The sequence below is a fragment of the Clostridium sp. AF21-20LB genome (genome assembly GCF_003478795.1).
GTDB classification, from domain to species: Bacteria; Bacillota; Clostridia; order Lachnospirales; family Lachnospiraceae; genus Otoolea; species Otoolea fessa.
On record NZ_QUGD01000001.1, the window covers coordinates 133,650 to 153,623 of the forward strand.

Below are 19,974 nucleotides of genomic sequence, written 5' to 3' on the forward strand. Positions count from 1 at the left end.
ATTTCCTGTTCTGAGAACTTTTCTGCTCCTTTTACTCAATTCCATCTAAACGATCGCCTGCAGCAGCCTGCGCGCATATTCATCCGTTGTCTTTCCCAGCTCCCGGACCGGACGGCATTCTGTGATATGTCCGCGGTATAAAAACAGCACCTCATCGCACAGATAGGTAACCGACGTCAAATCATGCGTAATAAATACATACGTCAGATTCAGTTTCTCCTTTAAATCTATAAGCAGATCCATAACCTGCACCTGCGTATGTGCATCCAAAGATGAAATCGCCTCATCGAACAGAATTATCTCCGGTTCGCAGGCTACCGCCCGGGCAATGCAGACTCGCTGGAGCTGACCGCCGGACAATTCATGGGGATATCGATCCAGAAAATCTGCACTTAGTCCCACCATCTCCATCAGCTCTCCGGCACCTTTTTTTATTTTCTCTCTTGAAAGCTTCCGGATTCCCTTTTTACGTGCTGCTGCCCGCTGTCCCTCCGCCAGAATATCCCGTATACGGAAACGCGGGTTCGCCGAGGTTGTATAATCCTGAAAAACAATACTGATTTTCTTCTGCAGATTCTTTCTCCCCTGACGGTTTCGATAAATCTCCTCCCCATCCAGAAGCACCTGCCCGGAATCCGGTTTTAAAAGTCCGCAAAGGACACGTCCAACCGTCGATTTTCCGCTTCCGGTTTCTCCTAAGATCCCCAGGCAGCTTCCCTTTTCCACCTGCAAAGATACGTCAAACAGCACCTGGTCCCTGGAGGTTCCAAACAATTTATCCTGACGCTCACTCCGGAAGCTGACACATATATCTTTTAATTCAAGCATAATTCCTCCTGATTATCCAGCAAAGCCGGTAGCGCTCCATGACCGAGCGCCGTGTCTCTGCAAGCATCCGTGTATACGGATCCTTTGCATGCCTTAAGATATGTTCAAAATCGCCCTGTTCGACCAGTTTTCCTCCATTCATCACGACGATCTCGTCCGCAATCTTCGAAACCGCCCCCAAATCATGGGAGATAAATATCATCGCCGTATGACTTTCTTCCTTGATCCGCTGAAATTCCTTCAAAATTTCAGCCTGGGTGATGGCATCGATTGCCGTTGTCGGTTCATCTGCCACCAGAAGTGCCGGCTTCATCGCCAGTGCCAGCCCAATCATGATTCTCTGAAGCATTCCTCCGGAAAGCTGGTGTGGATACTGCCCCAGCACTTCCTCCGGATTATGAATTCTCATTTTTTCCAATACTTCCAGGGAAATCTCCCGGATCTTTGCCCGATCCCAATCTGTATGGGCTGCAAAGGTCTCGGCCATCTGGCTTCCAATCCGGTAAAGTGGATCAAAGCAGGTCATCGGATTCTGGAGAACCATGCCTATCTTCTGCCCACGCAGCCGCCGCAGTTCATCCCGTCCTGCCCGGCATAGATCCTTTCCCTCAAACCATGCCTGTCCTTCTATCCGGAACTGGCGGTCCAGAAGTCCCAGAATTGCTTTTACCGTCATGCTTTTTCCGCTTCCGGATTCTCCCAGAATACCCAGGCACTGCCCCGGCTCTACCTCAAAGCTTACATTCTCGACCAATTTTTTCTGTTTATTTCTGATTTTCAGTTCTACATTCAGTCCATCCACCCGCAGAATCGGCTGCACCCGCTCATGATTCAGGCTCATTTCTGCACCTCCTTCGGATCCAGCACATCCCGCAGGGCATCTCCCATCAGGTTAAACGCTGCTACCAGAATTACCACCGCAATTCCCGGAACCAGCATCTGTACCGGATTGCTGGTGAGGACATTCTTCGCCTCGCTCAGCATCGCTCCCCATTCCGGTGTCGGTGCCTGTACACCCAGTCCCAGAAATGAGAGGGTTGAAATATTGATAATCGCCCATCCGACATCCAGAGAGGATAAAACTGCCAGTTCTGCCGCAATTGACGGTACAAGATGGCGAAATAATATAAAAGATTCTGGTGTTCCTATACATCGTGAAAAGCGCACAAAGTTCCGGTCACGATACTGCATAACACCTGTCCGGATCATCCGCGCATACCAGGCCCATTTAATAAACACATTGGCCAGAATTACATTCTGCACGCTGATTCCCAACAGGGCTACCACTGCAAACACCATGATCTGGCTCGGAAATGAAAGCATTACATCGACTGTGCGCATGATCACCTCTTCCACGATCCCGCGGAAATAACCTGCCAAAAGTCCCATCAACGCTCCCAGGCCAATCGTTCCAAGCATGGTCAGGACTGCCAGCCCCAGCGTCGGACGGATTCCATAAATCATTCTCGACAAAATACACCGTCCCAGATTATCGGTACCAAGTGGATACTGCTGGCTGAATCCGGCAAATTTATTTAAAATATCCGTTGCATACGGATCATTCGGTGCGATAAACGGTGCAAAGATCCCTATGAGCGCCACGATAAGCACCAGACCAATCGTTCCAACGGCCGCCCGGTTTCGAATCAATCGTCCTACCATCAATGACTCTCCTTTCTAAGACGCGGATCTGAAATTGTCTGAAGAATATCAAATAATAAATTAAATCCGACAAATAGTACTCCGATCAATAGCACATACGTCTGGATCACCGGATAATCCCGGTTAAAAATCGAGCTGATACAGAGTGTCCCAAGCCCCGGCCAGGCAAATACATTCTCAACGACGATCGTTCCGGAAATCAGCTGCGGTATGCTCATTCCGATCGCTACAATACAAGTATGCATCGAATTTTTCAAAATGTGTTTAAGAAGAATCTGCCGGTTTGGAATGCCTCTCACATTGGCATAGAGAACATAATCCTGTTTCATGTTTTCCAACATATTATTGCGGATCAGGCGGATATACGTCGATATATAACTCAATGATACCGTAAACGATGGCAGAATCAGGTGTTTAAAGCTCCCGCTTCCGCTCGTTGGAAGCAGATCCAGCTTGATCGAAACCAGCCAGATCAGAAGAAGCCCTACCCAGTATGCAGGCATCGCCGTTGTCATAAAAACAATCGCCCGCATGATGCGGTCAAACACACCATCCTTATAAACGGCACAGAGCACTCCAATCGGAATGCTCAGTACCAGAACCATCACAAACGATACACCCGCAAGCTGCAGAGTCGCCGGAAGACAGCGCATCAGTTCGCCCGCAACTGTACGGCTCGGATTGACGTAACTGATTCCAAAATCTCCCCTCAGACAGTCAGCCAGCCAGGAAATATATCGTATCAGATATGGTTTGTCCAATCCAAGTTCCGCCCTTACCTGTGCCACCGCTTCTTCTGTAATAATCGGTACCTGGCGGATGCGCAGTGCCACCTCCGCCGGATCGGATGGTATCAGGTTAATAAACACAAAACACACAAACGAAATGATAATAAGAAGCGGAATTGCCGACAGGATTCGTTTTATGATATATTGTTTCATTTATTTTTCCTTTATTTCTTCTCTCCAAAATAGAAATCAGCGAACGGAACCTCATACTGAGTCTGCGTAAAATGGAAGCCCTGCAGATCCGAACGGTAGATTGCCTTATTGCACTCATAAGTAAGCGGAATATAGACCGCATCCTCATGCAGACGGGTCAGCACAAATGTATACAGCTCCTGACGGCGCTCTTCATCCGTGGAAACCAGGATCTCTGTAATCGCATCATCGATATCTGCCTTATCTTCCAGTCCCTGCTGTGCCGCAAAATCTCCATAAACCGGAGCGCGCATCGCCGCCAGGGAGGACTGCGGGTCATACGGAGTTCCCCAGCAGATATTAAATACCATGTCAAAGTTTCCAGCCTTCATACTATCACGGTAAGACTGTTCTTCCTCTCCATGAATGTTCAGGGAGACACCCAGCTTCTGGTATTCGCTCTGGAGGTACTCCGCAATCGCTTTTTCCGTCACACTATCGCTGTTATAAAGCAGCTCCAGTTCCATTTTCTGGCCGTCTTTTTCACGTACGCCGTCTCCAGCCAACGTCCAGCCTGCTTCCTCCAGCATCTTCGTTGCTTCTTCCACATCATACTCATATGGGGTCAGATTGATATCGCAGTAAGGAACGGTAGATGCAAACAGTGTATCCGCCGGCTGTTCCAGACCATAAAAAATACCTTCTGAAATCGCTGCTTTGTTTGTCGCATGCTGAAGTGCCTTACGCACTTCCTTCTCATCCAGAATATCACGGGTTGTATTCAGTACAATCTGCCGGGTCGAGGTCGGATCCGATAACGCAACCGTAAAATTGTCATTTCCCGTATACTGGTTAATTGCATCCGCATCAATCATATTTTTACCGAAAATCAGATCAATTTCCCCTTTTTCCAGTGCCATGATACGCGTCTGATTATCCGGTATTACTTTTACCGTAATCTTTTTGATGGACGGCTGCTCCCCCCAATAGTTTTCGTTTGCTTCAAATACTGCATACTCATCTGTCACAAAATCGGTCAGGACATATGGACCTGTTCCAATGTATTCGTTTACGCCATCCTTTGTGCTTCCGTCCTTCATCGCCTTCGGAGAAATCATTGCAAACGGACGGGTAACTCCCAACTCTGTCAGCAGAGGATAGTACGGCTCCGACAGTTCGATCACAAAGGTTTTATCATCCGGAGCCGAAACCCCAACCAGAAGATTCATCATTTCCAGCCAGGTGTGACGATCTTTGTTTTCAATGATTGCATCAAAGTTTGCCTTGATCGCGTTGGCGTCACACACCTCTCCGTCCGAAAATTTCACTCCATCACGGATGTGGAACGTGTAGGTCTTTCCATCTTCACTGATATCCCAGCTCTCTGCCAGGCAGCCCTCATACCCATTTTCTGTAATATTGACTAAGGTCTCGTAGAGCATTTCCTGTGCATACATTTCACCTGCATACAGATGTGGATTCAGATCACGGATATCCCGGTAATTAACAAATACCAGTTCATCCTTCGTGCTCTCTGCCGATGCACTCTGCTCTGATTTTGTCCCTTCTGTACTGTTTGAAGCGTTTCCGCCACATCCAGCCAAGACAGCCACGGAAAGAACACCAGCTGCCGCTATGAGTCTTTTACTTTTTTTCATATATGTCCTCCTGTTATGCCTGACGCAGGTTTGAAAGCCTGCATCTCTTTTATCTACTTTGTTAAAACAATTCGTTTTTACCGGCAGATAAAAGGATAACATAGTTACGCACAACTAACCACTATCGTTTTACAGGGGGATTGCTATAACGATTTGTTATATCTAAACAATTAAAGCATTTTTTTGAAATGTTCTAAAAACCACGCTGCCTCCGCACTCAGCTTTTCTTCATTCTGGTAAATATATCCGATTACCAGAAATGGTTCACTATTCCGGATCTTCAGATTACGGATTGGATATTGTTTATAATCCTCATATAAAAAATCAATTCCCAGGCTGCAGATATCGCTCTGCATTAGGAGATTCATTGTCATATGATCGCTATTGGTATGTACAACCGTATTCAGCATATCCGTGCTGATCGCTCCCAGGCTCACATGGTTTAAATGATGCTCCATTGAGAAAAAATCCCGGATTCCGCTGACGAATTTTAACTGCGGAAGCTCGGTAAAATCGATACTCTCATCCTCATAACGCGGATGATTTGGTCCCACATAAACACAGGCAGGTTTGACATCCAGTTCCTGAAAAGACAATTTTTTGTGGGACAAAATATGCCGGAATGCCGGAACCTGTTTCTGTGCTACATACACAATCCCCAACTCCGAAATTCCCTGGGATACCTGATCACTAATCTCCTCCACACTGCCTTCCCGGTGGGAAATCTGGCACTCGCAGCCATATTTCTTATAAAAATCTGTCAGAAGCCTCGCAATCATGTTGCTCGGTAGGTAGAAACGGTAAATTTCCGTTCCTGCGTATCTTCTGCCAGCGAGTTAATAAGACTCACATGATTTAAAATATTGTGTGCATACTCCCGGACCGTTTCTCCATATGGGGTAACCCTGAGCCCTCTGCTTGTCCGCTCAAATAACGCACGCCCCAGCTCCTGTTCCAGCATCCCGATCACCTTGCTGACATTCGGTTGGGATGTGTATAGGCATTCTGCTGCCTGATTAAAACTACCTTTTTCACAGGCAACCATAAAATATTCAAGCTGTTTTATTCCATTGAAGTCCTCCTTCTGTTGTTCTCCATTCCACCTTATGTTAGCTGTAACTAACCAAAATACAAAAATCAAGAGGCACACAGCTTGCACAGCCTATGCACCTCTCTTTCGGTTCCAAAAGTGCCTACCCGCGGACAGTAACCCCTTTTTCGCTAAAAAACGATCCGCAGTACAATCACAATTCCCAGATAAGCCAGAAGAATCAAGTAGGTAATCCGGTCTCTCCTCTCATAATGCAGCGGCTTCATCTTCGTGCGCCCACTTCCGCCCCGGTAGCAGCGCGCCTCCATCGCCATCGCCAGATCCGTCGCGCGGCGGAACGCCGATACGAAAAGTGGTACCAGAATCGGGATCATGCTCTTTGCCCGCTGTACGAGATTGCCAGATTCAAAATCAGCGCCTCTCGCCATCTGTGCCTTCATGATCTTATCCGTCTCCTCAATCAGAATCGGGATAAAGCGCAGTGCGATGGACATCATCATGGAGATCTCATGCACCGGCACATGGATGCGGTTCAGACATCCAAGGCTCTTCTCCAGACCGTCCGTAAGCTGGTTCGGGGTCGTCGTCAGCGTCATGACAGAGGAACCAATCACCAGATACATCAGGCGCAGACCCATGAAAACTGCCAGCCGCAAGCCCTCATGCGTCACTTTTAAGAATCCTATCTGAAAAATCACCCGTCCATTTGTCAGAAACAGATTAAAGCTGATACTGATAAGTAACAGGAACACGATCGCCTTGAGTCCTCGCACGATAAATTTAAATGGTACGCGTGAGGTGCGGACCGCCATCGCCAGAAATACGGTTGCCACTGCATAGCAGAGCAGGTTGTCCGCGAAAAATAATGAAATAATGTAGATCAGCGTTCCAAACAGCTTGGTACGCGGATCCAGCCGGTGAACCACTGATTCGACCGGATAATACTGTCCGATTGTGATATCCCGTATCATTGTTTCTCCCTCCGCTTGTTATACAGCGCCAGAATCGCCTCCCGCGCCTCTTCTACCGTCGTGATCGTGTCGTCGATCGGAATCCCGCGCTCCCGAAGTCCCTGCACCACATAAGTGATCTGCGGCGCGGCAAGACCGATCGCCTCTAACTCCTTGTAATGGCGGAATACCTCCTTCGGCGTATCGTCAAACATCTTCACGCCGTCGTTCATGACCATGATGCGGTCCACGTAGCGCGCCATGTCCTCCATGCTGTGGGAAACCACCAAAATCGTCAGCCCGTGCTCCCGGTTCAGGCGCTCGATCTGACCTAAAATCTCATCGCGCCCCTGCGGATCGAGTCCCGCCGTCGGCTCGTCGAGGATCATCATCTCCGGACGCATCGCCAGTACACCCGCGATCGCGACGCGGCGTTTCTGTCCGCCGGAAAGTTCAAACGGGGACTGCTTATAAAATTTTTCATCCATGCCGACCAGCTTTAAGGCATGGCGGGCACGTTTTTCCACCTCTTCCTGCGGAAGCCCCAGATTTTTCGGTCCGAAACAGACGTCTGTAAAAATATCTGCCTCAAAGAGCTGGTACTCCGGATACTGGAACACCAGCCCCACTTTACTCCGCAGATCCTTTAATTTATAACCCTGGCTGTAAATGCTGACACCCTGATACTTAATGTCGCCGCTGGTCGGCTTGATCAGACCGTTTAAATGCTGGATCAGGGTTGATTTTCCCGATCCAGTGTGACCAATCAGACCGACAAATTCGCCGTCCTGAATCTCAAAACTCACGTGCTTTAATGCCTGGCGCTCTAACGCCGTGCCCTCGCCGTAGGTGTAGCACAAATCTTCTACCTGTATTGCCATCTCTATTCCTCTTTCAAAAGCGGTACCAGTGCGTCCAGAAGCTCCGATTTACGAAGGATTCCATCTGGAAGCGGAATTCCCTTTTTCTTAAGCTCCCACGCAAGCTCCGTCACCTGCGGCACATCCATCCGGTATTGTTTTAGTTCCTCCACGCGGGAGAAAATCTCCTTCGGCGTGCCGTCCATCACGATATGACCGTCATCCATGACGATCACGCGGTCTGCATCGACCACCTCTTCCATATAATGGGTGATCAGCACCATCGTGATTCCTTCCACCCGGTTTAACTCATGGACGGTGCGGATAACCTCCTTGCGTCCGTTCGGATCGAGCATCGCCGTCGGCTCATCGAGCACGATACATTCTGGTTTCATCGCCATGACGCCCGCGATCGCCACACGCTGCTTCTGTCCGCCGGACAGATGGTTCGGGGACTGCTTGCGGTACATCGTCATCCCGACTGCCTTTAAGCTCTCATCCACTCGCTTCCAGATCTCCTCGGTCGGAACTCCGATATTTTCCGGACCGAATCCGACGTCCTCTTCCACTATATTTCCTATGATCTGGTTATCCGGGTTCTGAAAGACCATGCCCGCATTTTTGCGGATATCCCACAGATGCGCCTCGTCCCTCGTATCCATCTCCGATACAAAAAGCGTACCGTCAGTCGGGCTCAAAATGCCATTGATCTGCTTGGCAAATGTGGACTTGCCGGAACCATTGTGTCCCAGGATTGCCACAAAGCTGCCTTTCTCAATCTCCAGATTCACATGATCCAGGGCGCGCTTTACTTCCTCTACCTGCCCCTCTTCATCGCGTCTTATATAATCAAATACAAGATTGACCGCTTTTATGATATTCATGTATTTTTCCTCCACAGTATGTCCGCCTGACCGGACATTACCGTTCATTGTAGAAGAATTTTCCCCGGTAGTCAAGCGGTTGTTCCGAATTGTTATCCTTTTTTAAAAATAAGTTTACTTTTTGTCTGCCCGCCCCAGGTACAGACTACCTATTTGATCGCATATTCCGCGTAAATCTCAAAAAAATCCGCGTCATTTTTCTCGAACTCCGAGGTCAGATCCAGACTGTCCCAGAGCCCGCTGCTGTAAGAAACGGAGATCGTATTGCTGAACCGGTCGTAGATCTCCTGAAAGGCGCGTTTTTTCCGCTCCTCGTAGATGCGCTCCTTGCGCGCCGCCGTCTCGTCCTCGTCGTAATCGTCCGTACATTTGATCACATAGTACGCGTCGTCCGCATGGATCACCTGGCTGACTGCGCCCTCGGCAAGGGAAAATGCCTCTTTCTCATAGGCATCCGACTCATCGCCGCGCCCCAGCACCCGGTCACTCACCGTCAGCCCCGCCTCCTCGGCACAGGACTGGAAATCGGCATCTTCCTGCGATGCCGCCCGCTGGAAGGCGTCTGCCTCGCTCTCATCCGATGTCTTTATCTGACTAACATGGATCACCTTTGCCTCACTGTCGCTGACCTCCAGCGCCACATTGTCCGTGAGCTGTCCCGCCAGCTTCTCCGCCAGACCATAATCCTCATAGATATGCTGGACATCCGCCTCTGTCACGCCCATCGAGTCAATCGCCGACTGCGGCAAACGCCCAAAATACTCGGCTGCTGCCCGGTCCATCGCCGCCCGCTCCTCTGAAGTCAGGGAAATCCCCCGGTCGGCTGCCAGCAGGTTCATGATTTTCAGCTCATCCATAAACGAACGGATCTGTTTTTTTAGATACGTTTCAAAATCATCGCCCTTTTCTCCAACTGAAACGCCCCAGATCTGATCCGTACAGACCTCCTCATAGCGTTTTTTCTCCGTCATGGCAATCACCATCACTTCCGCGCGGGAATAACCCTTTTCATTCTTCTTTCCCACCACGATCGTGCTGCCGTCCGAGCCGCATCCAGTCAAAAGCCCCAGCTGAGCGCCAGCCCCGCAAGCAGGGCACACGCCGCCCGGTGGATATGGTTTGTCTTCCTTTTCTGTTTCTGCATGGATACTCCCTTTCTCCTGCATATTTTAGCAATTCCTGTCACATATTCTCTCTGAGCGGCTGATTTATCTCAGTCGAGAAGACTCCCACCTCTTCAGGTGGTGAGTAATAGCAAATTTGTCTCAGTGGGAGTTGGGTCTCCGACTGAGATAAACGCTCCGCGAGGATGCGCAGTGATTCTGTAAAGAATATGTCAGCTTACGCTGACCAGAATCACGCGCCAAGTCTCACGGACGTTCGACTTGAATACTGTTCACACATATGACCAGCAGCGCTGCGTTCTGTCAATCCTTCCACTCTGGTTCACGGTCTGCCACCACGTTTTCTTACGGCACTTTCGGTTCCAAAAGTGCCTACCCGTGAACAGTAACTTTCTTTCCATCCGCCATCCACCTCAGACCGTATGCTTGAGCAGATCCTCTATCTTCTCCGGACAGATCCGCTTCAATTCCTGATAGAGTCTTCCGACCGGCAGCCCCATCACATTCGTGTAAGAACCGTCGATTCCGCGGATATGCGCGGCAAAGCTTCCCTGAATGCCGTATGCGCCCGCCTTGTCCATCGACTCGCCGCAGTCTACATACGCCTCGATCTCCGCATCGCTCATCGGATATACATCCACCCGCGTCTCAACCGCAAAGCAGCTCTCCCGATCCTCAGTCAGGATCGCCACGCCCGTGTATACACGGTGGCTGCGCCCCTGGATCCGTCCGATCATCTCAAGCGCCTCATCCCGATCCGCCGGTTTTCCTAAAATCTCGTCATCCACACTGACAACGGTATCGGAACCAATGATAATCCCGGAAAATAGGATTCCCGTCGTCCGCGCCTCCTCACGCACCTGCGCCATCACATCGCGCGCCTTCTGTCCCGCCAGTTCCATCACAACCTGCGCCGGTTTCGTACAGAGCGGATTTTCCTCCAAAGTGCTCGGATGAATCTCCGGTTTCAGCCCAATCCGCTCCAAAAGCTCCCTGCGGCGCGGAGACGCACTCGCCAGAATTAACCGGCAGGCTGGTTTGATATTTTCTATGTCTCTTCTCTGTTCCATTGTTCTGTTCTCATTTCCTCAGTTTCATTTAACGCTTAAATACACGTTATCCCTATATTTATACCATCTATCAGCCAAAATGAAAAGATCCGATGTTCGTTATATGAACATCGGATCGAGAATAAATGCAATCAAAATGCCTAAAATCGCGCCTGCTGCTACCTGTATCGGCGTATGCCCCACGTATTCCTTCAATTTTTCCTGTAATACCACGCCGTCCAGCTTGAGGAAATCATCGAAAAGCAGGCGGTTCAGAACTCTTGCCTGCTTTCCTGTCTCCTGCCGGACACCGATCGCGTCATACATAACAACCATCGCCAGAATAAAGCTGATGGAAAATTCAAAGCTTCCCACTCCGTACCGCAGCGCCGCCGCCGTTGCCAGCGAACATACAGTGGATGAGTGGGAACTCGGCATACCGCCGGAGCCAATCAGACGCTCCGGGTTGAACGAATGGTTCAGCCCGATGTCCAGAATCGTCTTGAGCACCTGGGCGACCACCCACCCGGTCACGCCGGTCATCAGCGTCTGGTTTGATGTCAATTCCTGAAAAAAAGTCATGTTTCTCTCCTGTACTATCTTAATTCCTCTGTTTTCTTCCACACATATGCCACTGTCCTAAATCACTCGGTCCGTCATTAATATCCTATCAGCCAGTCATACAATTCCTGATATTTTCCAGCCGATGTCTGCCAGGAAAAATCAGCCGCCATGCCGCGGTCTACGATCTTGTTCCACTCGCGCTTCTTATTATAATAGATGTATTTTGCATAGCGGATGCAGTCGAGCATCTCATGTGCATTGTAGTTAGCAAAGGAAAATCCTGTTCCGGTTCCATCGTATTCATTGTATGGCCATACAGTATCCTTGAGGCCACCCGTCTCACGCACGATCGGCACGGTTCCGTAGCGAAGCGCCATGAGCTGGCTCAGCCACATGGTTCAAACAGCGACGGCATCAGGAATGCGTCACAGGCTGCATATACCTTATGCGACATATCTTCCGAATAATAAATATTAGCGGAAACACGATCATTGTACTTCCAGTCATAGTGGCGGAACATATTTTCATACCGTTCATCTCCGGTTCCCAGCACAACCAGCTGTACATCTTCCGTACAGATCTCATCCATCACACACTGTACCAGGTCAAGTCCCTTCTGGTCGGTCAGACGGGAGACGATACCGATCATGAACTTTTTCTCGTCCTGCGCCAGTCCCAGCTCCGCCTGCAGCGCCTTTTTATTCTTGGATTTCTCCTTGCGGAATGTCTTTGCGTTATAATTTTGTACGATCCGTTTATCTGTCTCCGGATTAAATTCATCGTAATCAATACCATTTAAGATACCGCGCAGACTGTTGCTTCTCGCACGCATCAGACCGTCCAGTCCCTCGCCGTAGAACGGAGTCTTAATCTCCTCCGCGTAGGTGTTGCTGACCGTCGTGATCGCATCCGCGTATACGATGCCGCCTTTTAACATATTGCCGTCTTTGTAAGCTTCCAGCTTATCCGGTGTAAAATAGTAGTCCGGCAGCTCAGAGAAATGCTGGATTGTCTTCACATCCCACACACCCTGGAATTTCAGGTTGTGGATCGTCATGACGGACTTGATATCCCGGAAGAACTCGCCGCCGTGGAATTTGTCCTTGAGATGCACCGGGATAAGTCCCGTCTGCCAGTCGTGGCAGTGGATGACATCCGGCTTGAAGCCGATCACCGGCAGGGATGAGAGAGCCGCCTTGCAGAAGAAAGAAAACTTCTCCAGATCGTAATACCAGTCCCCATACGGGCGATCACCCCAGAAATAACTCTCATTATCAATAAAATAGAAGGTCACGCCCTCATATTCATATTCCAGGATGCCCACATACCGGTTCTGTCCCAGATAATCCATATAAAAATGGTTCACATACTTCATTTCACTGCGGAATGACTCTTTGATGCACAGATACTTCGGGATCATAACACGCACATCAAAATACTGCTTATCAAAACATTTTGGAAGAGATCCGACAACGTCTGCCAGACCTCCTGTCTTGATAAATGGAACCGCCTCCGATGCAATAAATAGAATATTCTTCATAGCTACTACCTCCCAACCGTGCCCGCTCGCGATCCGGCACCCTATTAAAATTATTATACAATAGAATCAGGGAATTAGAAAGTAGGCGACAGAGAAAAAAATCGGGAAATATATGACAAATAGTTCCGATTTGCAGACTGTATTTTCTGAATTGGATATTTTGCATAGTACCGGATGAATTATAAATTTTACCGCATGAAAAAGAATGTGCCTTGGCACATTCTCGCGCCGAGCGCGGTCGCTTGCGACATGTTTCTGCTTCGCGCGAGTGCGCATCCTCGCGGAGCGTTTTTGTTTCATAGGACGCAATTTCCTATGAAACAAAAATAAAAGACGGAGCCGAAAAGAAAATTATGTTTTCTCTTCGGCCCCGGCTTTTGTATAATCAGGGATTGATCTCCCTGTATTTCTTCATCGTCCGCGCAAACAGCTCGCCGTTGGACGGCGGCGTGTACGTGATCGCATTGGCGCCCGCCTCGATCGTCTCCAAAATCGATTCGTTAGTCGGTCCTCCGGTCGCGATAATGGCAACGTCCGGATACTCCTTCCGTATCTCGGCTACCATCGATGCGGTGGCGGCAGCGCCTGATACATTTAAAATATCGGCTCCCGCCTCCAGTTTGCGGCGGACATCCGTGTGAACCGAAGCAATCGTCGCAATGACCGGAATGTCAACCACCCGCTTGATCTCCGTGATGACCTCATCCGCGATCGGCGCGTTGACCACTACACCGTAGGCTCCCTGATGTTCTGCCTGAAGCGCCAGACGGACGGAACGCTTTCCTCCGGTCAGACCGCCGCCGACCCCGACAAACACCGGCACATCCGAGATGCTGATGATCGACTGTGAGATAGCTGCCTGCGGAGTAAACGGATAAACTGCGATGATCGCATCCGCGTTGATATTTTTGATGATTGCCACATCCGTTGAAAAGGCGATCGATTTGATACGCTTTCCAAAGATGCGGATTCCTGAACATTCACTGATACAATACGGACACATAATCGTGTGATCCCGCAGGGTTCCATTGTACGCCGGTACTTTTTTTTTCATAGGCAATTCTCCGTTCTTTTAGCTGCTTTCCTGACCTCTCTGTCCAGCTGTTTTATACAGGGGCAGTTTTTCAGTCCTGCATCTTTTATTTCCCCTTTATCTTATCATACACACATTTACCCATGCAATCAGTCACTTTCATAAATGTGTTACAATCGTGTTAAAAAGGCTTACAGCACTTTCGGCTCCAAAAAGCACCGCACGATTTTATACATCCCGCTTATAATCCAGGCAAATCTTATCAACAATCAATGCGATAAATTCCGAATTGGTCGGCTTTCCTTTCCCTGTGCTGACGGTATATCCAAATAGATCGTTGATCGTGTCCATCTTGCCGCGGCTCCATGCGACCTCAATCGCGTGGCGGATTGCCCGCTCGACACGGCTTGAAGTGGTCTGGCGCTTCTTGGCGATGGTCGGGTACAGGATTTTCGTCACAGAACCGAGCATTTCTTTATCACTGACTGACAAAATAATCGCATCCCGCAGGTACTGATATCCCTTAATATGAGCCGGAATCCCAATCTCATGCAGAATCTGCGTCACATCGCTCTCCAGATTCTGTCTTTCATATTCCGCCGACACCATATACGGCTCCACCTTCCGGTTGCCCGCCAGGGTCGAAGCGCGGTTCCTGTAATTCTTCAGGCGATGTACCTTGTCTAAAACCGCCTCCTTCGAAAATGGCTTTACTATGTAATAACAGGCGCCCATCCGAAAAGCATCCGCTGTCAGATTCTCGCTGCTCGCAGCTGTAATCATAACAAAGGAAGTGTCAGCTGAACAGTCTTGATTTGTCTTGATGCGCTCCATAACCGAAATTCCATCCATTCCCGGCATCACTACGTCCAGAAATACAATATCCGGCTTTGTCTTTACGATCATATTATAGGCATCGGTTCCGTTTTCCGCTTTTCCGACCACCTGAATCTCCTTATCACTTTCCAGTATATTTCCAAGCATATCCAATGCCTGACGATTATCCTCTGCGATCGCAATCTTCATTTCTGCCATAATATTCTCCTCCTCGGCACCTGTGATGATTAAAATAATTATAAATTCTTTTTTTAACAAGTTTCAACTCGTTTTGATCGCGCAGTTCGACACTCAACGCTCATTTTGTCTATCAATTCTTTTGATGCAAAATAAATTACACAAGATGCAAACCATATATAAGCATGTATTGTAGCTAACCGTATCTGTTAAGATTCCGCTATAAACCTTCTACCGCCCAGCCGCCATACGCCTATCTAACGATCCCTTATCACCACGTTTTACCGATTCCGGTCGAAAGACACATAAAATACACGCAATTAAAAAGCCTCCACGACCGGTTTCTGAACATGAAAATTCCATCTTTGCAGATCAAGTTTCGATAAATTCCTATAAAAAAACAGAGTTACGCCATAGCCATACAACTATAACATACTCTGTTATCGTGTTAATGCAACTGGCTGCCATTTTACAGGCCCTATAGCTTTGCGTCGCAGCTTTTCAACTGTTTTGCCAAATATGTAATTTGCTCTATTATATACGCTTTTTTTATATCCTGTCAATAAAGAGAGCAAAAACTTTGTACTTTGCATGTTACTGTTCACACACGTGTGCCCAGCAACAGGATTTTGCCGATGCTGCGTATTCAAAATCGGCAAAATCTGCTGCCAGAACTGTATCATATGGAATTTTCAGTCCAGAAAATTCCCACTTGTAAACAGTTACTTTGCATCCAGATTCAATGTCCCAGCATATTCTCCACCAGAATCCCATACCCTCGCGTCGAATCCTGAATAAAAACGTGCGTGACTGCTCCGATGAGTTTTCCGTTCTGGATGATGGGGCTGCCGCTCATGCCCTGGACGATCCCGCCGGTCAGGGACAGAAGTTCCGGATCGGTTACGCGGATGACCATGTCCTTGTTGTGGCGGTTGGAAGAGTGGTCTATTTTCTGAATCTCAATCTCGTAGTCTTTCAATTCCCCGGACACGCTGCTGCGGATGCAGGCACGGCCTTTTTTGACGTCCTGACGGTAACCGATCGGAATTGCAGGGTTCTTTACCCGGCTTAAAAAGCGCGGATTTGCCGTCCCGAAAATGCCTTGATCCGTATTCGCCTCCACACTTCCCAGCCGCGACTGATTTCCATAGTAAATAACGCCCGACATCACGCCCGGCTTTCCGAAACTACCCTTCTCCACACCCAGAATCTCCGTATCGTATAGTTCGCCGCCGGAGGTCTGCACCAGAAGTCCCGTGTCGCCGTCGCTGATACCGTGTCCCAGCGCTCCAAACGCGCCGTTAGCACATACATAGGTCATCGTACCGATGCCCTGCGTATCGTCGCGGATCCACAGCCCCAGCTTATAGTCTCCCTCCTGCGTCTGTACCGGCGTCATCTGTACATCCATCGTCTCTCCCTCGCGGCGCACTGAAAGTGTCAGAGCCATATTTCCCGCTTCCTTGACCGCCCGTATCATATCTTTCTTGTCCGTCGCCGGCGTCCCGTTGATTGCCTCGATATAATCTCCAGAACGCAGGATCCCGTCCGCCGGATCTATCACTTCCCCCGTCTGTGCCGTCACCCTTCCGGTTCCAATCACCATCAGTCCATCGGATTTCATGTAAATACCCACCGGCAGCCCACAGGGAACCGCATACTGGACGTCCGACACATCTACCTCGATATCCTTTAATTTCCATATTCCAAAGAGTTTGAGACTTAAACGGTACGTTCCCTCCTGTTCAGAATAGATGGAAAAGGGCTGGTTGAGCTGCAGATGGATCTGGTCGGACGGAATTTAGAGCTGCCGTTTAGAAGCACCTCCTCGCTCTCACTTTCCAGCAATGCTCGAAACGGCAGCCCAAAGCGAACTTGCTCCTGCCGGTCCACCACCACATTGATGCGGTCGGGAACCGCGTTCTTCACATATTGATAAGACACGCCGGCAAGCGCAATGACCCCCGCACCAAAGATTATCAGCAGAACACGGCGAAGTTTTTCCTTCCGACTTATTGTTTTCCACATACCAGAGTTTTTTCGCACGGTTTTTCCTCCTTCTACTCCTATGTACCTCCCCCGTTCCGTAGATTCCGCACTGCGGCGAATCTCAACGAAATGCAGATGTACACTCTGTTTGAATCCAAGAACTTGTTCGATAAAATCGTTTAATCCTAGTATGCGGAAAACCGTAAAATTCAGTCTGCTATTTTTGCGCCATTCTTTCTATTTTTTTCATTCAAGTGTTATTAAAACCCTGACTTTTTCTCAAGGTAAATGGAAAACCTGAAAAATTCCATTCTAACGTCAAAAAACCCGGTTCAGAAGACAGATTTCTCTGTCTCCCAAACCGGGGATATAAAATCATCTTACGATTCAAAACTTGCGTAAAAGAACGAAGATTTGATACAACTTAAACAAACGAATCTATCTAAATTATACCAGCTCTAACAGAACTTCCATAGCGCCGTCGCCCTTACGCTGACCGATCTTAACGATACGGCTGTAACCACCATTGCGGTTAGCGTACTTCGGTGCAAGCTCATCAAACAGCTTAGCCGGCATATCTACCTTCTTAGTGTTTTTCTTCTTGCCTGCTCTTGCAGTCGGAACGTCTGTTACATCGTAGAGAACCTTCAGCATCTGTCTTCTAGCGTGAAGTCTGGAAGCTTTATCTTTCTTGATCTCTTTCTCTACTTCGTCGTAAACGGTAACTTTCTTGCCGTCAACAACTTCTTTTACTCTCTTGCCGTTCTCGTCTTTGCGAGCTACCTTAGCGGTAACTTTAACGGTCTCGAAGTTATCTTTCTCTTTTACTGCCAGAGCGATCAGACCCTCAGCGATCTTCTTCACTTCTTTTGCTCTTGCCTCAGTGGTAACGATCTTGCCGTTGAATAACAGTGCGGTTACCAGGCTGCGCAGCATTGCTTTTCTCTGACTGGAAGTTCTTCCAAGTTTTCTATATCCTGCCATGATTCTTTCTCCTCCATTTGCGGAAGCCGGCACTCATGCCCTTTGGACTTACTGAATGTCTGCTATATAAAATATAATTGTTTGATGGTTATGCAGGGACCTGTGCCATTCGGACTTACCCGTCCCCGTATCTGCATGAAAGGGACGCACTGCAAAGCACGTCCACCCACGCGGTATCTTAAGCCTCTTCGCTCGGGTTGAGCTGCAGGCTAATTCTTTCAGTTTTGCAAGAACCTCTTCCAGGGATTTGCGGCCCAGATTTCTGACTTTCATCATATCTTCCGGTGTGCGGTTGCACAGCTCCTCCACTGTATTGATTCCGGCTCTCTTTAAACAGTTGTAAGAACGAACGGATAACTCCAGCTCGTCGATGTTCATCTCAAGCACTTTCTCTTTCTCGTTGTCTTCCTTCTCTACCATAACCTCTGCGGTCTTGGCATTCTCGGAAAGGTCAATGAAGAGGTTCAGATGCTCGCTCAGAACCTTTGCTGCCAGGCTGACAGCTTCGTCTGGTGCCAGCGTTCCATTTGTGTATACATCTAATGTCAGCTTATCATAATCTGTCACCTGACCCACACGGGTGTTCTCAACGGTCATATTGACACGCTCCACCGGTGTGTAGATAGAATCAACAGCCAGAACTCCGATCGGAAGATCTTCACTCTTGTTCTTATCTGCGCTGATGTAGCCGCGGCCCTTCGTGATCGTCAGCTCCATGTAGAATTTGCTGTCCGCGCCGCCGCTTAATGTAGCGATGACCTGGTCCGGATTCAAAATCTCAATGTCAGAATCAGCGTGAATGTCAGCTGCTGTGATGACGCCTTCGCCCTCGAACTCGATATAAGCCGTCTTCGGCTCATTCGTCTCGCTGCTGTTTTTGATCGCCAGACTCTTGATGTTCATGATAATTTCAGTTACATCCTCTTTTACACCAGGGATAGAACTGAACTCATGCAAAACGCCGTCGATTTTCACTTGACTTACTGCTGCACCAGGCAAAGAGGAAAGCATAATTCTTCTTAAAGAATTGCCTAATGTGGTACCATAGCCTCTTTCCAGCGGTTCAACCACAAATTTGCCATATCTTTTGTCTTCGGAAATCTCAGCAATTTCAATTTTTGGTTTTTCAAAATCGAACACGATAGCCCCTCCTTTTGGGAACATTTTTGAGGGTCTGCCATACTCTTGTAGTCTCGGAATCTCCCAAGCAGCTGCCAAAGCAGATACATGGGAGATTCTGGACTAACATAATAGTAATACTTCTTATTATTTGGAGTACAGCTCGACGATAAGCACTTCGTTTACAGGAACGTCAATTTCGTCTCTGCTCGGTAACTCTTTAACAGTACCTTTCAGGTTCTCAGCGTCAACTTCCAGCCATGCCGGTACCATTCTTCCGCCGGTTACCTCAGCGATATCTTTATATCTCTGTGAAGATTTGTACTTCTCTTTGATCTCGATTACATCGCCAGCCTTAACTAAGTAGGACGGGATGTTTACGCTCTTGCCGTTTACGAGAACGTGCTTGTGATCTACGATCTGACGTGTCTCTTTTCTTGTACGGCCAAAGCCCATTCTGAATAATACATTATCCAGTCTGCACTCCAGAAGGATCATCAGGTTAGCACCGACCTGACCATTCATTCTGGATGCTTTTGCATAGTAATTTCTAAACGGTTTCTCTAACACACCGTAGATGAATTTTGCTTTCTGCTTCTCTCTCAGCTGGAGTGCATACTCGCTCATCTTTCTGTTGGCTCTCGTTAATTTTCTCGTTGATTTCTTGTCGATTCCTAAATAAACCGGATCAAGGTCAAGAGATCTACATCTTTTAAGTACAGGAACTCTATCTACTGCCACTTTA

19 protein-coding genes, 2 pseudogenes and 1 riboswitch are annotated in these 19,974 nt (G+C 48.5%); all 21 genes and pseudogenes read right to left on the bottom strand.

Annotation, left to right across the window (positions count from 1 at the left end):
- Positions 1-45 precede the first annotated feature (45 nt).
- Complete coding sequence (locus tag DWX76_RS00710) at positions 46-828, bottom strand: ABC transporter ATP-binding protein (RefSeq protein WP_117796485.1); 783 nt, start codon at positions 826-828, stop codon at positions 46-48.
- Positions 821-1,669 (bottom strand): ABC transporter ATP-binding protein, encoded by an 849-nt coding sequence (locus DWX76_RS00715; RefSeq protein ID WP_118481852.1) that lies wholly within the window; start codon positions 1,667-1,669, stop codon positions 821-823. The genes DWX76_RS00710 and DWX76_RS00715 overlap by 8 nt, the downstream gene beginning before the upstream one ends.
- On the bottom strand, positions 1,666-2,490 hold the full coding sequence (gene opp1C / locus DWX76_RS00720) for a nickel/cobalt ABC transporter permease (RefSeq protein WP_118569956.1): 825 nt from the start codon (positions 2,488-2,490) through the stop codon (positions 1,666-1,668). Before opp1C ends, DWX76_RS00715 begins: the two co-directional genes overlap by 4 nt.
- Complete coding sequence (gene opp1B / locus DWX76_RS00725; RefSeq protein WP_117796486.1) at positions 2,490-3,431, bottom strand: nickel/cobalt ABC transporter permease; 942 nt, start codon at positions 3,429-3,431, stop codon at positions 2,490-2,492. The genes opp1C and opp1B overlap by 1 nt, the downstream gene beginning before the upstream one ends.
- A gap of 11 nt (positions 3,432-3,442) precedes the next feature.
- Entirely contained in the window at positions 3,443-5,068 is a 1,626-nt protein-coding gene (gene nikA, locus DWX76_RS00730) for a nickel ABC transporter substrate-binding protein (RefSeq protein ID WP_118481853.1), read from the bottom strand.
- 170 nt (positions 5,069-5,238) lie between these two features.
- Positions 5,239-5,847, bottom strand: a complete 609-nt coding sequence (locus DWX76_RS00735) for a LysR family transcriptional regulator substrate-binding protein (protein ID WP_243022410.1) — start codon at positions 5,845-5,847, stop codon at positions 5,239-5,241.
- Positions 5,844-6,209: a helix-turn-helix domain-containing protein gene (locus DWX76_RS14165; protein ID WP_243022411.1), complete on the bottom strand. Its 366-nt coding sequence runs from the start codon at positions 6,207-6,209 to the stop codon at positions 5,844-5,846. The genes DWX76_RS00735 and DWX76_RS14165 overlap by 4 nt, the downstream gene beginning before the upstream one ends.
- Before the next feature lie 80 nt (positions 6,210-6,289).
- The gene (locus tag DWX76_RS00740) at positions 6,290-7,090 is read right to left on the bottom strand and encodes an energy-coupling factor transporter transmembrane component T family protein (RefSeq protein ID WP_118569957.1); all 801 of its coding nucleotides are present in this window, start codon (positions 7,088-7,090) and stop codon (positions 6,290-6,292) included.
- Entirely contained in the window at positions 7,087-7,950 is an 864-nt protein-coding gene (locus DWX76_RS00745) for an energy-coupling factor transporter ATPase (protein ID WP_107000782.1), read from the bottom strand. The genes DWX76_RS00740 and DWX76_RS00745 overlap by 4 nt, the downstream gene beginning before the upstream one ends.
- A gap of 2 nt (positions 7,951-7,952) precedes the next feature.
- On the bottom strand, positions 7,953-8,813 hold the full coding sequence (locus tag DWX76_RS00750) for an energy-coupling factor transporter ATPase (protein WP_107001012.1): 861 nt from the start codon (positions 8,811-8,813) through the stop codon (positions 7,953-7,955).
- Positions 8,814-8,962: 149 nt separating this feature from the next.
- Complete coding sequence (locus tag DWX76_RS00755; protein WP_118569958.1) at positions 8,963-9,979, bottom strand: peptidylprolyl isomerase; 1,017 nt, start codon at positions 9,977-9,979, stop codon at positions 8,963-8,965.
- Between the two features lie 371 nt (positions 9,980-10,350).
- Positions 10,351-11,007, bottom strand: a complete 657-nt coding sequence (locus DWX76_RS00760; RefSeq protein ID WP_118569959.1) for a Maf family protein — start codon at positions 11,005-11,007, stop codon at positions 10,351-10,353.
- Positions 11,008-11,106: 99 nt separating this feature from the next.
- A complete protein-coding gene (locus DWX76_RS00765; RefSeq protein ID WP_117796491.1) occupies positions 11,107-11,568 on the bottom strand; it encodes a divergent PAP2 family protein in 462 nt (153 codons plus the stop codon).
- 77 nt (positions 11,569-11,645) lie between these two features.
- Positions 11,646-13,090 (bottom strand): annotated as a pseudogene (glgA, locus tag DWX76_RS00770) (glycogen synthase GlgA).
- Between the two features lie 385 nt (positions 13,091-13,475).
- Complete coding sequence (locus DWX76_RS00780; RefSeq protein WP_117796493.1) at positions 13,476-14,144, bottom strand: hydrolase; 669 nt, start codon at positions 14,142-14,144, stop codon at positions 13,476-13,478.
- Between the two features lie 207 nt (positions 14,145-14,351).
- Positions 14,352-15,158 (bottom strand): sporulation transcription factor Spo0A, encoded by an 807-nt coding sequence (gene spo0A, locus DWX76_RS00785; protein ID WP_117796494.1) that lies wholly within the window; start codon positions 15,156-15,158, stop codon positions 14,352-14,354.
- Between the two features lie 428 nt (positions 15,159-15,586).
- A riboswitch (cyclic di-GMP riboswitch) is annotated at positions 15,587-15,662 on the bottom strand.
- Between the two features lie 214 nt (positions 15,663-15,876).
- Complete coding sequence (spoIVB, locus tag DWX76_RS00795; RefSeq protein WP_412693947.1) at positions 15,877-16,938, bottom strand: SpoIVB peptidase; 1,062 nt, start codon at positions 16,936-16,938, stop codon at positions 15,877-15,879.
- Entirely contained in the window at positions 16,860-17,183 is a 324-nt protein-coding gene (locus DWX76_RS14705) for a hypothetical protein (RefSeq protein WP_412693943.1), read from the bottom strand. Before DWX76_RS14705 ends, spoIVB begins: the two co-directional genes overlap by 79 nt.
- A gap of 390 nt (positions 17,184-17,573) precedes the next feature.
- Positions 17,574-18,110 (bottom strand): bL17 family ribosomal protein, encoded by a 537-nt coding sequence (locus DWX76_RS00800; RefSeq protein WP_022360547.1) that lies wholly within the window; start codon positions 18,108-18,110, stop codon positions 17,574-17,576.
- Positions 18,111-18,288: 178 nt separating this feature from the next.
- Positions 18,289-19,250, bottom strand: a pseudogene (locus DWX76_RS00805) (DNA-directed RNA polymerase subunit alpha).
- 126 nt (positions 19,251-19,376) lie between these two features.
- Positions 19,377-19,970, bottom strand: coding sequence for a 30S ribosomal protein S4 (rpsD, locus tag DWX76_RS00810; RefSeq protein ID WP_107000789.1), 594 nt, complete (start codon positions 19,968-19,970; stop codon positions 19,377-19,379).
- Between the last annotated feature and the right edge of the window lie 4 nt (positions 19,971-19,974).

Bases quoted from the DNA above. Each gene is read 5' to 3' on its own strand.
- DWX76_RS00710 (WP_117796485.1), bottom strand. From the start codon at position 828: ATGCTTGAATTAAAAGATATATGTGTCAGCTTCCGGAGTGAGCGTCAG.
- DWX76_RS00715 (WP_118481852.1), bottom strand. From the start codon at position 1,669: ATGAGCCTGAATCATGAGCGGGTGCAGCCGATTCTGCGGGTGGATGGA.
- opp1C (WP_118569956.1), bottom strand. From the start codon at position 2,490: ATGGTAGGACGATTGATTCGAAACCGGGCGGCCGTTGGAACGATTGGT.
- opp1B (WP_117796486.1), bottom strand. From the start codon at position 3,431: ATGAAACAATATATCATAAAACGAATCCTGTCGGCAATTCCGCTTCTT.
- nikA (WP_118481853.1), bottom strand. From the start codon at position 5,068: ATGAAAAAAAGTAAAAGACTCATAGCGGCAGCTGGTGTTCTTTCCGTG.
- DWX76_RS00735 (WP_243022410.1), bottom strand. From the start codon at position 5,847: ATGATTGCGAGGCTTCTGACAGATTTTTATAAGAAATATGGCTGCGAG.
- DWX76_RS00740 (WP_118569957.1), bottom strand. From the start codon at position 7,090: ATGATACGGGATATCACAATCGGACAGTATTATCCGGTCGAATCAGTG.
- DWX76_RS00745 (WP_107000782.1), bottom strand. From the start codon at position 7,950: ATGGCAATACAGGTAGAAGATTTGTGCTACACCTACGGCGAGGGCACG.
- DWX76_RS00750 (WP_107001012.1), bottom strand. From the start codon at position 8,813: ATGAATATCATAAAAGCGGTCAATCTTGTATTTGATTATATAAGACGC.
- DWX76_RS00755 (WP_118569958.1), bottom strand. From the start codon at position 9,979: ATGCAGGAGAAAGGGAGTATCCATGCAGAAACAGAAAAGGAAGACAAA.
- DWX76_RS00760 (WP_118569959.1), bottom strand. From the start codon at position 11,007: ATGGAACAGAGAAGAGACATAGAAAATATCAAACCAGCCTGCCGGTTA.
- DWX76_RS00765 (WP_117796491.1), bottom strand. From the start codon at position 11,568: ATGACTTTTTTTCAGGAATTGACATCAAACCAGACGCTGATGACCGGC.
- DWX76_RS00780 (WP_117796493.1), bottom strand. From the start codon at position 14,144: ATGAAAAAAAAAGTACCGGCGTACAATGGAACCCTGCGGGATCACACG.
- spo0A (WP_117796494.1), bottom strand. From the start codon at position 15,158: ATGGCAGAAATGAAGATTGCGATCGCAGAGGATAATCGTCAGGCATTG.
- DWX76_RS00800 (WP_022360547.1), bottom strand. From the start codon at position 18,110: ATGGCAGGATATAGAAAACTTGGAAGAACTTCCAGTCAGAGAAAAGCA.